The sequence below is a fragment of the Vibrio sp. R15-SG3-ISO1A genome (assembly GCF_059833955.1).
In genome coordinates this window covers 58,253-74,156 of record NZ_JCBDGH010000088.1, presented here as the reverse complement: position 1 = coordinate 74,156, position 15,904 = coordinate 58,253, and the positions used below count along the sequence as shown (strand labels likewise).

Here is a 15,904-nt window from a genome sequence, read left to right as displayed (position 1 = left end):
TGGTGATTCGCTTCACAGAACCTCTCATCGGATAAGCGATTTGTAGTTAAGTAGTCGCCACCTTTCATAACTAATGTTAAATTTTCTGCACGCTTTCTAGCAGATGATGCTAGATGCTGATGTTAATTTAGACTAAAAGGCGCATTAGTCTGTCTGCAGATGTAAAGAAATGCCAACTCTCTGGCAAACGTTTACGTATGCAGAATTATATGCCAATTCATTGATATGATCGTGGAATATTACGGTTGAATGCTACAAATTTATGGCAAATTACTTCAATGGTTGGTAATGTGTGCCGCAATCTTTGTGGGGTTATTAGGTGATTCTTGGTCGAATTTTGGGCTAAAAAAACCTAAATCACTGGCCGTTCAAGTGAAAACCACAAAGACGTCATGGATGCAAAAGAAAAACTTGGAGTTTTACTCATGTACAAGAACAAAATCACACAAGCCCTTCTACTAGGTGCCGGCCTTGCAGTGGCCTCTACCGCAACTTTTGCCGCTGATGTTCCAGCGGGTGTCGAACTAGCAGCAAAACAGGAATTCGTCCGTGGTAACGGTACGGAAGTGGCGTCGCTAGACCCTCATAAAGTTGAAGGTGTGCCTGAGTCTCACGTTCTACGTGATTTGATGGAAGGCCTTGTTATCCAAGATGGCCCGGGTAATACCATCCCAGGTGCTGCTGAATCTTGGTCTACTGAAGACAATCAAACGTTCACATTCAAAATCCGTAAAGATGCGAAATGGTCGAACGGCGATCCTGTCACCGCTTATGATTTTGAATACAGCTTCAAACGCGCTGCTGACCCAATGACTGCGTCTCCTTATGCTTGGTATATCGAATACACCAAGATGAAAAATGCGAAAGACATCATCGCAGGGAAGAAAGACGTGGCTGAGCTGGGTGTGAAAGCCGTAGATGAGCACACGCTCGTGGTTGAGACTGAAGTACCACTGCCATACTTCGTGAAGATGATGGCGCACACTACGATGTACCCAGTACACAAAGCGACGGTTGAGAAGTTCGGTAACGACTGGACGAAACCAGGTAACTTTGTCGGCAACGGTGCGTACGTGTTGTCTGATTGGGTAGTGAACGAGAAGATCGTTCTAGAGCGTAATGCTAACTACTGGGATAACGCCGATACCGTCATTGATAAAGTGACTTACCTGCCTATCGAAAACCAAAACGCGGAAATGAACCGTTTCCTATCGGGTGAAATCCACATGACTTACGAAGTGCCAAATGAGCAGTTCCGTCGTCTTGTGAAAGATTACCCAGATAACGTGGTTGTTTCACCAAACCTATGTACTTACTACTACGGTTTCAACAACCAACGTCCTCCGTTTGACGATGTTCGCGTACGTAAGGCGCTGTCTTACTCGATTGACCGTGACATCATCACTCAAGCGATTCTAGGTCAAGGCCAAAAACCTGCTTACGCATTGACGCACAGCGGCATCACAGGTTTCGCACCTGAGGCGCCAGAGTACGCAACAATGACGCAAAAAGAGCGCGTAGAGAAAGCGAAAGAGCTTCTTGCTGAAGCGGGCTTCGGTCAAGGCAAACCTCTTGATTTCACTTTGCTGTACAACACCAGTGAAAACCACAAGAAGATCGCCGTCGCGGTTCAATCTATGTGGAAAAAATCGCTGGGTGGTTTCGTCAACGTTAAGCTTGAGAACCAAGAGTGGAAAACTTACCTAGACAGCTCTAAGCAAGGCAACTTTGACGTTCGCCGTGCAGGTTGGTGTGCAGACTACAACGAAGCCTCTACCTTCCTAGCGATTGCGATGACTGAGAATGGTTCAAATGACCAGAAATACTCTAGCGAGATTTTTGATAAGGCGATGAACGACGCAGTAAAAGTGGCGAAAACTGAAGAAGAGCGTAACAAGTACTACGCGATCGCAGAAGCTCAGTTGGCACAAGATATGCCAATCGCACCTATCTATCAGTACGTTCAGCCACGTCTAGTAAGCAAACAGCTTGGTGGCTACCCTGATCAAAACCCGCAAGACAATATCTACTCAAAAGACATGTACATTATCAAAAAGTAATCCTTGAGTAAGATATCCAGTGCGCTGATAGCCCGCGTTATTAGCGCACTGTTTTTTTAGATGTGAGATGTTTTATGTTAAAGCTAATTTTCTCTCGAATTTTGGAAGCTATTCCAACCTTACTTGTCCTAATTACCGTATCGTTCTTCTTGATGCGGTTTGCACCGGGTAACCCTTTTTCTTCAGAGAAGACACTGCCTCCTGAAGTGATGCAAAATATCAACGAGAAATATGGCTTGGATAAGCCTCTATTTGAGCAATACACCACCTACTTAGGTAATATTCTTCAAGGCGACTTTGGCCCCTCGTTCAAGTACAAAGATTATACGGTGAATGAGTTGGTGTCTGAGGCGCTACCTGTATCGGCAAAAGTCGGTTTCTATGCCTTTATTTTCACTGTGATTGTCGGGGTGGCGGTCGGCACGCTCGCCGCGTTAAAGCAAAACACCTGGCTCGACTATACGGTGATGTCCACCTCCATGATAGGGGTGGTGCTGCCGTCGTTTGTTTTTGCCCCCGTCCTTATCTACATTTTCTCGATTGGTCTGGGTTGGTTCCCAGCGGGTGGCTGGAACGGCGGCGCGATTGAGTACATGGTTTTGCCTGTCCTTGGTATGTCCTTTTTGTACATCGCCACGTTTGCGCGTATTACCCGTGGCTCGATGATTGAAACCTTGAACAGTAACTTTATCCGCACTGCACGTGCGAAAGGTTTGAGCTACCGTTACATCATTCTTAAACACGCACTGAAACCTGCGTTGTTGCCTGTCGTCTCTTACATGGGCCCTGCGTTTGTCGGCATCATCACCGGTTCGGTGGTGATCGAGACCATCTTTGGTCTGCCTGGCATTGGTAAGTTGTTCGTCAACGCCGCATTTAACCGCGATTACTCGCTGGTGATGGGAATTACGATTTTGATCGGCTTCCTCTTCATTCTTTTCAACGCAGTGGTAGATATTCTCCTTGCAATGATTGACCCGAAAATTCGCTACTAACAGGGAAGATTGGTTATGTTAACGAAAAAAGAGAACCTCGAAGCGGTCGAGAAGTTTGCAGAGAATTTGGAAGTCGAAGGCCGCAGTTTGTGGCAAGACGCCCGTATTCGTTTTATGCGCAACAAGGCGGCAATGATCAGCCTGTGCATTTTGTTTGTGATGACCTTAGCGGTGATCTTCCTGCCAATGATTGCGCCGTACACATTCGATGATACCGATTGGTACGCGATGCACGTTGGTCCAAGTGCTGAGCACTGGTTTGGTACCGACAGTCTAGGTCGTGACCTCTACGTACGTACGCTGATTGGTGGCCGAATCTCACTGATGGTGGGTGTACTCGGCGCCTTGGTGGCGGTTCTGATTGGTACCCTCTATGGCGCAACCTCTGGGTTTATCGGCGGTAAAGTCGATAGAATCATGATGCGTATTTTGGAGATCCTTTACGCGGTGCCATTTATGTTCCTTGTGATCGTATTGGTGACCTTCTTTGGCCGAAATATCATTTTGATTTTCGTCGCGATTGGTGCCATTGCTTGGCTGGATATGGCGCGTATTGTACGCGGTCAAACTTTGAGCCTGCGCAGTAAAGAGTTCATTGAAGCGGCGCACGTCTGTGGCGTCAGTAACTGGAAAATCATCACCCGTCATATCGTGCCAAACGTACTGGGTATTGTGGCGGTTTACTCCACACTGTTGATCCCAAGCATGATTCTGACTGAATCTTTCCTTTCATTCCTTGGTCTAGGTGTACAAGAGCCGATGACAAGTTGGGGCGCACTTCTACAAGAAGGTTCGCAAACGATGGAAATCGCTATTTGGCAGCTGACTTTCCCAGCCGCGTTCATGGTGGTGACCTTATTCTGCTTCAACTACGTTGGTGACGGTCTGCGCGATGCGCTTGATCCTAAAGACAGATAATTAAAAGAGAAAGATTAAGGAAGCAATGATGAGCTTATTAGATGTCAAAGATCTGCGCGTCGAATTTACCACGCAAGATGGTATCGTCACCGCAGTTAACGATCTGAACTTCTCACTCAACCAAGGTGAAACACTGGGTATTGTGGGTGAATCTGGTTCAGGTAAATCGCAAACGGTTTTCGCTATCATGGGGCTGCTGGCCAAAAACGGCATCATCTCAGGTAGTGCTAAATTTGAAGGCAAAGAGATCCTCAACTTGCCAGAAAAAGCGCTCAATAAAGTGCGCGCTGAGCAAATTGCGATGATCTTCCAAGATCCTATGACGTCACTGAACCCTTATATGAAGGTCAGTGATCAGTTGATGGAAGTGCTGATGCTGCACAAAGGCATGGGCAAGGCCGAAGCGTTTGAAGAGTCGGTCCGCATGTTGGAAGCAGTGAAAATCCCTGAAGCGCGCAAGCGTATCACCATGTATCCGCACGAATTTTCAGGCGGTATGCGTCAGCGTGTGATGATCGCAATGGCGCTATTGTGTCGTCCTAAACTGCTGATCGCTGATGAGCCGACGACCGCTCTGGATGTAACAGTTCAAGCGCAGATCATGGATTTGCTCAACGAGCTAAAACAAGAATTCAACACCGCCATTATCATGATCACGCACGACTTAGGTGTGGTTGCGGGTTCATGTGACAAAGTGTTGGTGATGTACGCAGGCCGTACCATGGAGTACGGTAGTGTGGATGAGATCTTCTACAACCCAAGTCACCCTTATGCAGAGGGGCTGCTCAAAGCGATTCCTCGCCTAGATACCGAAGGTGAGGTACTGCCCACCATTCCTGGAAACCCGCCAAACTTGCTACGTCTGCCGACGGGCTGTCCGTACCAAGAGCGTTGCCATCGCGTGATGGATCGCTGTAAGCAAGAAGCGCCAATCCTGACGCCATTTGGTCAAGGTCGTCAACGCGCGTGTTTTTCTGATTGGGAGGCTTGGACGAAATGAGTGCAGATAAAAAAGTCATTCTAGACATTTCAGAGTTGAAGGTGCACTTCAACATTGCCGCAAAATCGGCGTGGCCATGGGCCAAACCTTCAACGCTAAAAGCGGTGGATGGTGTTAACGTGCGTTTGTACGAAGGCGAAACGCTCGGTGTAGTGGGCGAATCTGGCTGTGGTAAATCCACCTTCGCCCGTGCCATCATCGGCTTGGTCGAAGCGACTGACGGTGAAGTGGTATGGCTTGGGCAAGACTTGACCAAGATGAAAGAGGTCCAGCGCCGTGAAACGCGTAAAGAGATCCAGATGATATTCCAAGATCCGTTGGCGTCGCTTAACCCGCGAATGACCATTGGTGACATCATCGCCGAGCCGCTGGAGACTTTCTACCCAGATCTCTCCAAAGAGGAAGTGAAGCAGCGCGTTAAAGAGATGATGAAGAAGGTCGGCCTGCTGCCTAACGTTATTAACCGGTATCCTCATGAGTTCTCGGGTGGTCAGTGTCAGCGTATCGGTATTGCCCGTGCGCTTATCTTGAATCCGAAGATGATCATCTGTGATGAGCCGGTATCGGCGCTAGACGTATCGATTCAGGCTCAGGTAGTGAACTTGCTTAAAGAGCTGCAAAAAGAGCTGGGTCTGTCACTGGTGTTTATCGCCCACGATTTGTCGGTGGTCAAACACATTTCTGATCGCGTGTTGGTCATGTACTTGGGTAACGCAGTGGAGTTGGGTGAAGCTCACGCGCTGTTTGACAACCCGAAACACCCTTACACACGCGCACTGATGTCGGCGGTGCCGATTCCCGATCCCAAGTTGGAACGTGAGAAGCAGATTGAAATGTTAGAAGGCGATCTGCCATCACCGATCAGTCCGCCGTCTGGTTGTGTGTTCCGCACCCGCTGTCCACAAGCGACCGACGCGTGTGCTAAGACTAAGCCAACCATTCAAGGTAGCGATGTGCACGCAGTGTCGTGTTTGCATGTGTCCGTCTCTTAATTGACGCATTATGCACGCTCAACTTTCAATGCCAGTCTGATGACTGGCATTGTTGTCTCTAGCCCTTTGTTATTAGGTTCTGACGTTTTCCTGACACCTGATAGGCACTTTTGACGATAATTTCCTGCAGAACTTAAACCGCTAAGGAACTCATCAATGAACAAGAGAAGCGTTAGCATGGTAGGGGGCACGTTGGCAGTATTGCTTGGCTCTTCCGTAGCCATGGCAAACCCAGATAAAACCCCAATTTCGGTCGGTATGGCTTACGATCAAGAGCTTAGTGCGGTATTGGAGCTCGATAATCAATACCGTTTCACCCTTGGCAATGATGGTGCTGCATTTGACTACCTGATCACCTCTGGTCGTTTTGATGGCAATGCCCCAATCTCTTGGTATGTCGGCGTTGGTGGTTGGAGCGAGTGGGATCACAAAGAGTTTGGTGTGCGCGTGCCACTCGGCTTGAAATGGGATCTGGGCAAAGGTTGGGATCTTTACGGCCAACTTCACCCAGAGCTTGACCTATACAGTGGTCCTGAACTGCAAATTGGCGGCGCACTCGGCATTAAGTACAACTTTTAAGCGCTCCAATTGAACTCTCTACGCCACCGCTTTGTCGGTGGCGTTTTTATGCCAGCCTCTCTATTGAGAACCCTAAAATCGCCACGTGAGCCCGATGTTGGCGGAAAATTGATTCATCCAATCGGTCTTAAAGCGAATGATGCACTGTTCGCTGCCATCGCTGGGTAGATTGCATATCCCGCTGGTGTCGTTGTCCACCACAGTCCCGAGCCAGCGTACTTGCGTGTTAACAGAAAGTTGCGAGTTGAGCTGGTAATCAAAGCCACCAAAGATCGAGGCGGAAAACCCATAGTGGTCATCCACCCATTGGGCATCGATGTAGGACGCGCCCAAACCGACGCCAACGTAGCTCGACAGCCCCGGATTCAGGGGATAGTAAATACTGCTCTGAAAGTGAAGATAGTGAGTGGTCGCTCGCTCTGAAATCTTGTCTACATCGGTCGACTGCGTGGCGTAAAAAAGGCCGATGCGTCCCTTATCTAGCGTATGCTCTAGGCTAAAGGCATAGCTCTCTGACGGTTTGAGGTCGTAGGTTTGCCCGTTTTGGTCTTCTAATTCGCCGCCCAGTGTCACACCTAGCCAAGGGGTGAGGAAAGTCTCGGCGTAGCTGATGGAGGGTAGGGTGCAGAGTAAAAGCAAGGGAGTGAGCAAGCGCAGACAAGTCATGAGCGGTTCCTTATCGAGAATCTAATCGCAGTGGGGTAAGGCAATTGTGACGCTAACGCCATAATTAAACACAAAAAAGATGTGGTATTTGAAGATACTTCACAGAGGTGTTATTACTTTGTTAAACAACAAGGAGATGTCTATGGAACACGATCTCAAATTTGCCCTCATCATCGTCGCGACCGTCTTTACCGTGTTAATTGGCTATGGACTTATCGCGATCAATGCGGCTTAACCGCCATCATGAACAACAGCGGATACATTACTAATGCAGCTGTCGAGTTAGACGAATCCCGACTCGCCAAATATACCGGTGGCAAAAACGCTTTGGTTGCCCAAGGGGGCGGACAAAGAGGTATCTTTACTGCCGGTGTACTTGATGCTTTTCTTCTCTCCAATTTTGACCCGTTTGATACCTTCTATGGTACCTCCGCTGGCGCGTTGAATTTGTGTGCGTACCTTTGCCGTCAACGCGGCATCGGTCGATCGTTCATCTTAGATTTGACCACGGATCCGCAGTTCTTCAATCTTTTCGGTTACATTCGCCGCAAACAGTACCTTGGGCTAGATTGGTCGCTGGATAAAATCAGTGATTACCCCTACCGGTTGGATGTCGATTTAGGGCGCAAAGTGCTGGGTAAGCGTGATGCCTATGCGGCGGTCACGGATACGCATCATCTTCTCGATCACTATTTGCCCATGTTAAAAGACGATTGGAAAAAGGTGCTGATTGCCACCTGCGCGATTCCAAGGCTCTATCCCAATACGGTGGCGTTTGATCATGGAGAATACGTGGATGGCGGCGTGTCGGCGTCGATCCCGGTGCAAGAAGCGTGGCGCAAGGGCGCTCGTTGCATTGTCGTGATCCGCACCGAAGGGGATGATCTTGCTGTAGAGCCCACTCCTCTTGCACAAACAGAGAAAGTTGAGTGGTTTCGTGACTCTTTCAATCTGATTCAAGAGCAGTGGCAGCAAAAGCTGTCGCAATGGAAGTTGGATTGGGGCGCGTTTTTGTCGGAAAAGGTGCAGAAAAACAAACAGCTGCAAATCCAAAAACAGGGCTTTGAGGCGCTCAATGGTGGGCGTTGGTTGTTTGGCGCCGACGATGTGTACCGTTTGAGTCACTTGCTGGGTGATAAGTTTGACTCACATTTAGCCGATATGCTGATGGTGCACTATCAAACCTACGCCTTGACGCAAGATTTCCTTCATTCGCCACCGGATGATTGTTTTATTGTGCAAATTAAGCCCGATAAACCTCTGCAATCGAGTTCGCTGATGAGCGAGAAATCCGCGTTAGAACACGATTATCAACTCGGTTTACAGGCAGGTTATCGATTCGTCGAGACCTTCGCCCGATGCAGTGAGCAGCGCTTGTTCAGTGTTTAGGGGGCAGGCGAGTTAAGCTAGAAAAGATGTAAAGTCGGCCAGTAAACAGGCTCAGATAATAAACAACCAATAGGGAACATCACTCCCTATTGGCGTTCTTTGGCTAGGCTTTCAAGATACGCATGCAGTTGGTCGAGCCCACCACATCCATCACGTCACCGAGCGTGATCAACACTAAGTCCCCCTCATCCAGCAACCCTTTCTCTTTGAGCGTATTGACCGCGGCTTGAGCGGTGTTAAAGCCTGTGTCGCCTTTGTAGTCAAAGAAAATCGGGAACACGCCACGGTAAAGGGCGCTGCGATTTAGCGTATCTTCGTTGCGAGAGAGAGCAAAGATGGGCAGCCCTGAGCTTGGACGAGACATCATCAGTGCGGTGCGGCCAGATTCAGTCAGGGTAATGATGCCTTTAACGCCTTTGGTATGATTGGCGGCGAACATGGTGCTCATCGCGACCGCTTCTTCGGCGGATTCAAATTCTGAATCGACTTGGAATTGACTGCGATTGATGGAGGCCACACGCTCGGCACCCAAACAGACTTCGGCCATCGAAATCACGGTCTCAAGAGGGTATTTACCCGCTGCGGTTTCACCCGAGAGCATCACCGCATCGGTGCCATCCAGTACTGCGTTGGCCACATCCATGACTTCCGCTCGAGTGGGCATCGGGTTTTCCATCATGGATTCCATCATCTGTGTTGCGGTGATCACGGTGCGGTTCAGGCTACGTGCGCGGCGAATCAGTTGTTTTTGTACGCCGACCAGCTCAGGGTCACCGATCTCCACGCCTAAATCGCCCCGAGCGACCATGACGGCATCGGAAGCGAGAATGATGTCATCGATGTTCTCAAGGCTCTCCACCGTTTCAGCGCGCTCAACTTTTGCGACCAATTTGGCGTTGAGCCCGGCATCTTTTGCGAGGTGTCTGGCGTACTTCATGTCTTCGCCGTTGCGTGGGAACGACACCGCGAGGTAATCGACATTGATTTCTGCCGCAAGCAGAATGTCCCGTTTGTCTTTTTCGGTTAAGGCGGCGGCCGACAAGCCGCCCCCTTTTTTGTTAATGCCTTTGTTGTTCGAGAGCGCGCCGCCGATGGTTACTTCGGTGCGCACCTGCTGGCCGGATACGCCAATCACTTTCAGTTGCACTCGGCCATCATCAAGAAGCAGGATATCGCCGGTGGTGACGTCTTCTGGCAGTGCTTTGTAATCCAAACCGACGGCGTTCTTGTCACCTTCACCTGCAGGTAGGTCGCCATCAAGAATAAAAATGTCGCCCACGTTGAGGTGCACTTTGCCCTCTTTGAAGGTTGAGACGCGAATCTTGGGGCCCTGTAAGTCACCCAAAATGGCGACATGCGTGCCTAATTTAGCGGCGATATTGCGGACTTTGGTGGCGCGATCTCGATGATCTTGAGCCGTCCCGTGCGAGAAGTTCATTCTCACCACGTTGACCCCCGCTTGCAAAATGGCGTCTAAGATACCGGGTTGGTCGGTTGAAGGTCCGAGGGTTGAGACGATTTTTGTTCTTCTCTGGATGATGGTCATTGAACTCTCCTTGCAAGGCGTTATTCGCCAGACTCGCTTTCTCCAAGCGCTCGATGATGTCTGTGGTCGATAAATTAAGTGTTTGAGAAATTAAGTCCCTGATAACTTAAATGCTCGATGAGATAAGTTCCCTATGAGATAAGTATATACGCTGTTTCAAACTTGAGGATGGAGACATATTTATTAATGCAAAAAAATAACACTAAGGGGGCAGGAATCGTTTTGTGATTTGACTCGGGACACAAACAAAACGCTTTATACGTGATGCTGGTCACGGCGATTCATCAAAGCTCTTCACAATTAGTTCGCAAAGTAAAAAAATTACCAGGTTACTGATATTTGGAGCACTCTATGTACATGGCTCAACCTGGCCATATTGATCATATCAAGCAGGTCAACGCTGGCCGTGTCTACAAACTGATCGATCAGTTCGGCCCTATTTCTCGCATCGACTTATCCAAGTTGAGCGAGTTAGCACCAGCGAGTATCACCAAGATTACTCGTGAGCTGATAGAGGCGCACCTTATTCATGAAACCACAGTGCAAGAAGCCACCAGTCGTGGTCGACCTGCGGTGGGACTTCAAGTCAATAACGAAGGCTGGCAATTTCTCTCGATGCGTCTTGGTCGCGGTTATCTGACCATTGCACTGCATGAGCTGGGTGGTGATGTCCTCATCGATACCAAAATCGATATTCACGAGACAGACCAAGATGACGTGCTCGCGCGACTTTTACATGAAATTGACGAGTTCTTCCAAACCTACGCCGATCAGCTTGATCGCGTCACCAGTATTGCCATCACGTTGCCGGGCTTAGTGAACTCTGAGCAAGGCGTCGTGCTGCAAATGCCGCACTATCACGTCGAAAATCTAGCCCTAGGCCCAGAGATCTTTAAAGCCACGGGTTTGCCTGTGTTTATTGCTAACGATACCCGAGCTTGGGCGCTGGCAGAAAAACTGTTTGGTCACTCACAAGAGAACGACAACTCGGTACTGATCTCGATTCACCACGGCCTCGGGGCTGGGATCGTTTTGGATGGCCGTGTTTTGCAAGGGCGTCACGGAAACATTGGTGAGCTTGGCCACATTCAAATCGACAAAAACGGTAAGCAGTGTCACTGCGGCAACCGTGGTTGTTTAGAGACCGTTGCCAGTTCACAAGCGATTCGTGATGAGGTGACCGAGCGTATCGCCAATGGTGAAGAGTCATCGCTCTCATCGATTGAAGAAGTGTCGGTTGAAGACATTTGTGAAGCGGCGGCGAACGGTGATCCACTGGCGGTGGATGTCATCCAAAAGTTGGGGCGCTACCTCGGCTCTGCGATTGCGATGGTGATCAATTTGTTCAACCCTGAGAAGGTGTTGATTGGCGGCGCCATTAACCAAGCCAAAACCATTTTGTACCCTGAAATCCAAACCTGCATTGAAGAGCAGAGTTTGCCTGTCTATCATCAAGATCTGGAACTGGTGGAATCGCGCTTCTACAAACAAGCGACCATGCCGGGCGCGGCGCTAATCAAACAGGCGCTATACGATGGCCTGCTGTTGATGAAAGTCATTGAGGGTTAACGCACGTCATCTCATAGCCAAGCTTTATCTTTTCCACTTTCCCATATAATCTTGAAAAGGGACGGGGTGAATTCCCTAGTTAATTTGTCTTAATACATTGGTTGAGAAGTAGTATGTCTGGAGTATTAAATACCGTAGATCAGCGCACAAACTTGGTGGGTGAGAACCGACTTGAGTTGTTGCTGTTTAGCCTCAACAGTCGTCAAATCTTCGCGATCAATGTGTTTAAAGTGCGTGAAGTGATCAAAGTGCCGCCATTGACCAAAATGCCCGGCTCTCATTACAACATCACGGGTGTCGCATCACTGCGTGGTGTCTCTGTGCCCGTGATTGATCTGCGCGCTGCCATTGGCTTCCCGCCTTCTCGTCTTGAAAATCAAGAAGAAAATCTCATCATCACCGAATACAACCGTACTGTGCAGGGCTTCCTAGTAGGTCAAGTGCGCAATATTGTTAACACCGCATGGAGTGAAATTCAGCCGCCACCGAAAACGGCAGGACGTGCGAACTACCTGACAGCCATTACACATGTGCAAGAAGACAGCCAGCAGAAGATTGTCGAAATCATCGATGTAGAAAAAGTGCTGGCTGAGATCATTGACTACGACGTCTCCATTTCCGAAGGCGTACTGGATGAAGAGTTGTCGACACAAATGGTCGGACGCAACGTCTTGATTGTTGATGACTCCTCGACGGCGCGCGCTCAGGTGAGAGGAACCTTGTCGCAATTGGGCCTTAATATCATTGAGTGCCGCGATGGTCTTGAAGCATTAAGATTGCTTAAGTCTTGGGCGGATGAAGGCAAGAATGTGGTTGAAGACTTGTTGCTGATGATCACCGATGCCGAAATGCCAGAAATGGACGGCTACAAACTCACCTATGAAATCCGTAACGATCCACGTATGAAAGATCTCTACGTGACCTTGAACACCTCGCTCAGTGGCAGTTTTAACGAAGCCATGGTGAAAAAAGTGGGCTGCGATCGCTTTATCTCCAAGTTCCAACCGGATTTGCTGGTGGAAGTGGCGCAAGACCGTCTGCGCGATGTACTGAGCAAGTAAGGCTGACATGTTGTTATGACCTTTGGGTTTGAGTCTACCCGCTCATCCGTTTAATGAAAGTCTCGCGAACTGCTGTTTAAGTCTGCCAGTTGCTCGGTCATATCCTCTAAGCGCCCAGCGATGACATGTGTGACGTCGCCTTCGCGTTCTAAAATCCCTTTGACTTTGAGTATCTTGGCGGTCAGGTAAGCATTTTTTTGCGCTCTGGCGGTCGCTTGCCACACCACAACATTGATATTGCCGGTATCGTCTTCCAGGGTAAAAAAAGTCACCCCAGCGGCGGTTCCCGGGGATTGTCTGCCCGTCACCACACCCACCACGGTGACTAAGGACTGATGCGGCTTTTGCACCAGTTGATTCATCCGCGTAAAACGGCCTAATCGCTGAGCGTTATCCAGCAGTGTGATGGGGTGACTGTGCAGCGATAGCCCAGTGGCGGCGTAATCTTCAAGTAAGGTTTGTACATCGCTTGGGGCAGGCACCGGCGCGGCTTGCTCATCATTGAGGTGGCGAAACAGTGGCAAGTCATTGAGTGAGTCCATCATCGCCCAGCGGGTATGGTAGCGGTTGTTGGCAATGGTGTGCATGACGTTGGCTGAGGCCAGTGCTTCGAGCTCTTTCTGGTTTAAGCCAATGTGTTTGAGTTGGCTTGGGTGGTGAAAGGGTCCGTTATGGCGCGCTTTGAGTACCTGCTTAGCGCTGGTTTGACTGAAGCCTTTGATGAGACGAAAGCCCAACCTTAGGGCAAATCCGTGTTCATCGCGTACGACCTGATGGTCATACTCAGAGTGGTTGATACAGATAGGTAATACGCGCAGTTGGTGGCGACGCGCATCTTGGATCAATTGAGAAGGGCTGTAAAAGCCCATCGGCAAGCTATTGAGCAGCGCCGTATAAAACGCGTAAGGGTAATGGCACTTTAGCCATGCCGAGCAGTAAGCGAGCACAGCAAAGGAGGCGGAGTGGCTCTCAGGAAAACCGTATTCGCCAAAGCCTAAGATCTGGTCAAATAATCGCTCGGCAAACGCTTGTTCATAGCCGCGCGCTAACATGCCCTCAATCAGCTTGGTGCGAAACTTCACCAAATCGCCATTTTTCTTCCATGCCGCCATTGCGCGTCGCAACTGATCGGCTTCCCCGCCACTAAAGCCGGCGGCCACCATCGCCAGTTTGATCACTTGCTCTTGGAAAATCGGCACCCCCATAGTGCGTGACAGCACCTCTTCCACCTCTTTTGAAGGGTAGGTGACGGGCTCTAAGCCATCGCGGCGCTTGAGAAAGGGATGAACCATATCCCCTTGAATTGGCCCTGGGCGCACAATGGCAATCTGTATCACCAGATCATAGTAGTTAGCGGGTTTGAGGCGCGGTAGCATGCTCATCTGCGCGCGTGATTCAATCTGAAACACGCCCACGGTGTCGGCTTTTTGAATCATTCGATAGACCTTGGGGTCATCGCCAAGGCGGGTAATGTCGGCAATCGATAAGTTGCGTCCGTGCCAGCGCTCAATCAAGGCAAAACATTTGCGAATGGCGCTGAGCATGCCCAGTGCCAGCACATCGACTTTGAGCAGTTTGAGGCTTTCTAAGTCATCTTTATCCCACTGGATCACGGTGCGATCGGCCATGGCGGCATTTTCGATCGGCACCAGTTCATAGAGTGGACCTGCGGAGATGACAAACCCGCCCACATGCTGTGATAAGTGACGTGGAAAGCCTAAGATCTCATTGACCAAATCGATAAACTGCCGGCCTTTGAGTGAGCCCGGTTGTAGACCTAACTGTACGATCTGAGCTTGCCAACCTTGGGTGCGGTCACGGCGGTTGACGTTGTGAATGAAGTGGTCAAGTTGGCTCTCTTCAATGCCAAGCGCTTTACCGACATCACGCACCGCACTTTTAAAACGATAGGAGATCACCGTTGCGGCGAGCGCTGCGCGTTCACGTCCGTATTTTTGATAGAGGTATTGAATGACCTCTTCGCGTCGCTCGTGCTCAAAATCGACATCAATATCGGGCGGCTCATCGCGCTCTTTACTGATGAAACGCTCAAACAGCACTGAGATTTGTCTTGGGTCAACGGCGGTGATTTCTAAGCAGTAGCAGACGACGGAGTTGGCCGCTGAACCTCGCCCTTGGTAGAGGATTTTCTGGCGTTTGGCAAACATCACCATGTCATGAATGGTGAGAAAGTAAAACGGATAATCGAGTGCTTCAATGAGCGCTAGCTCTTTTTGAATGGTGTGTTCAATCTCTTCAGGAACACCGTCTGGAAAGCGTGCTATTTTGCCTTTTTCTACTAATGCGGTTAGGTAACTCATCGGGGTGTGGCCGTCAGGAATCAGCTCGCTAGGGTATTCGTATTTGAGCTCACTGAGGCAGAAATGGCAGCGCTTAGCAATCCGAACACTCTCCGCTAGCCATTCGGCTTTAAACAGTTTGTTGAGCTTATCTTGGCTGCGCAGGCTGCGCTCTGTGTTGGCGAGCAAATGCGCAGAGACCTGTTCAACACTTTGACCAAGACGAATCGCGGTGAGGACATGTTGCAAAGGCAGGCGTGTTGCGCTGTGCATCAATACGCCGCCGCACGCCGTAATGGGCAGATGAAGCGATTCGGCGAGCTGCTCACAATGGGCTAAGTAGGCGTGATCGTCTTCTTTAAGATGGCGCTGAACACCAATCCACAAGCGATCAGCATGATGTTGATGGAGCCAGCGTCCCCAGCGGCTATCTTCGCTGTGGTGGGTGGGGAGCCAAAGCACAAAACAGTGGCGAACGGACATCAGATCCCACTCTGATAGTTGATATTGCCCTTTCTCTGAGCGCCGACGCGCATTGGTAATAATCCGGCACAGCTCGGCGTACGCTTCACGGCTAGGGCAGAGTAACACCACGTGGCAATGGGGGTTCAACCAAAATACGCTACCGACAATCAAATGAATCCCGAGTTGGTGCTGCTTAACGGCACTGTAGGCGCGCACCACGCCCGCGACGGAGCACTCATCGGTAATGGCCAGTGAGTGATAGCGAAGAAAATCCGCCTGCAAGATCAGCTCCTCTGCGTGAGAAGCGCCGGTCAGAAACGAGAAATTGGTTTGGCAGTAAAGCTCAGCGTACGACATGCTTTTC

Annotated in this window: 13 protein-coding genes; 10 read left to right on the top strand and 3 right to left on the bottom strand. The window is 49.8% G+C overall.

Annotated features, from left to right (window positions below; all coding sequences use genetic code 11):
• The first annotated feature begins 425 nt into the window (after window positions 1-425).
• The 6 genes from AC6R0L_RS15620 (at window position 426) to AC6R0L_RS15595 (ending at window position 6,544) form a co-directional block, all read left to right on the top strand.
• Complete coding sequence (locus tag AC6R0L_RS15620; RefSeq protein WP_334550882.1) at window positions 426-2,060, top strand: ABC transporter substrate-binding protein; 1,635 nt, start codon at window positions 426-428, stop codon at window positions 2,058-2,060.
• Window positions 2,061-2,134: 74 nt separating this feature from the next.
• On the top strand, window positions 2,135-3,055 hold the full coding sequence (gene oppB / locus AC6R0L_RS15615) for an oligopeptide ABC transporter permease OppB (protein ID WP_248331649.1): 921 nt from the start codon (window positions 2,135-2,137) through the stop codon (window positions 3,053-3,055).
• 15 nt (window positions 3,056-3,070) lie between these two features.
• Window positions 3,071-3,973 (top strand): oligopeptide ABC transporter permease OppC, encoded by a 903-nt coding sequence (gene oppC, locus AC6R0L_RS15610; protein ID WP_334550879.1) that lies wholly within the window; start codon window positions 3,071-3,073, stop codon window positions 3,971-3,973.
• A gap of 28 nt (window positions 3,974-4,001) precedes the next feature.
• Window positions 4,002-4,973: an ABC transporter ATP-binding protein gene (locus AC6R0L_RS15605; RefSeq protein WP_334550877.1), complete on the top strand. Its 972-nt coding sequence runs from the start codon at window positions 4,002-4,004 to the stop codon at window positions 4,971-4,973.
• On the top strand, window positions 4,970-5,965 hold the full coding sequence (gene oppF / locus AC6R0L_RS15600) for a murein tripeptide/oligopeptide ABC transporter ATP binding protein OppF (RefSeq protein WP_487902387.1): 996 nt from the start codon (window positions 4,970-4,972) through the stop codon (window positions 5,963-5,965). Before AC6R0L_RS15605 ends, oppF begins: the two co-directional genes overlap by 4 nt.
• 156 nt (window positions 5,966-6,121) lie before the next feature.
• Entirely contained in the window at window positions 6,122-6,544 is a 423-nt protein-coding gene (locus tag AC6R0L_RS15595) for a hypothetical protein (protein WP_500629699.1), read from the top strand.
• A 72-nt stretch (window positions 6,545-6,616) separates the two neighbouring features.
• Here the strand turns inward: AC6R0L_RS15595 and AC6R0L_RS15590 are convergent, their stop codons facing one another.
• The gene (locus tag AC6R0L_RS15590) at window positions 6,617-7,210 is read right to left on the bottom strand and encodes an outer membrane protein (RefSeq protein ID WP_500629698.1); all 594 of its coding nucleotides are present in this window, start codon (window positions 7,208-7,210) and stop codon (window positions 6,617-6,619) included.
• A 142-nt stretch (window positions 7,211-7,352) separates the two neighbouring features.
• Between AC6R0L_RS15590 and cydH the strand changes: the two genes are divergently transcribed.
• Together cydH and AC6R0L_RS15580 are read left to right on the top strand one after the other, a co-directional pair.
• Window positions 7,353-7,445: a cytochrome bd-I oxidase subunit CydH gene (gene cydH / locus AC6R0L_RS15585; RefSeq protein WP_334550872.1), complete on the top strand. Its 93-nt coding sequence runs from the start codon at window positions 7,353-7,355 to the stop codon at window positions 7,443-7,445.
• A gap of 8 nt (window positions 7,446-7,453) precedes the next feature.
• Window positions 7,454-8,599, top strand: a complete 1,146-nt coding sequence (locus AC6R0L_RS15580; protein WP_500629697.1) for a patatin-like phospholipase family protein — start codon at window positions 7,454-7,456, stop codon at window positions 8,597-8,599.
• Between the two features lie 103 nt (window positions 8,600-8,702).
• Here the strand turns inward: AC6R0L_RS15580 and pyk are convergent, their stop codons facing one another.
• On the bottom strand, window positions 8,703-10,145 hold the full coding sequence (pyk, locus tag AC6R0L_RS15575; RefSeq protein ID WP_500629696.1) for a pyruvate kinase: 1,443 nt from the start codon (window positions 10,143-10,145) through the stop codon (window positions 8,703-8,705).
• Window positions 10,146-10,496: 351 nt separating this feature from the next.
• Here pyk and mlc point away from each other — a divergent pair, with 351 nt between their 5' ends.
• Together mlc and AC6R0L_RS15565 are read left to right on the top strand one after the other, a co-directional pair.
• A complete protein-coding gene (gene mlc, locus AC6R0L_RS15570; RefSeq protein WP_500629695.1) occupies window positions 10,497-11,714 on the top strand; it encodes a sugar metabolism global transcriptional regulator Mlc in 1,218 nt (405 codons plus the stop codon).
• Between the two features lie 113 nt (window positions 11,715-11,827).
• On the top strand, window positions 11,828-12,775 hold the full coding sequence (locus AC6R0L_RS15565; protein WP_500625579.1) for a chemotaxis protein CheV: 948 nt from the start codon (window positions 11,828-11,830) through the stop codon (window positions 12,773-12,775).
• A gap of 50 nt (window positions 12,776-12,825) precedes the next feature.
• On the opposite strand, the gene AC6R0L_RS15560 is transcribed toward AC6R0L_RS15565, so the two are convergent.
• On the bottom strand, window positions 12,826-15,897 hold the full coding sequence (locus tag AC6R0L_RS15560) for an error-prone DNA polymerase (protein WP_500629694.1): 3,072 nt from the start codon (window positions 15,895-15,897) through the stop codon (window positions 12,826-12,828).
• Between the last annotated feature and the right edge of the window lie 7 nt (window positions 15,898-15,904).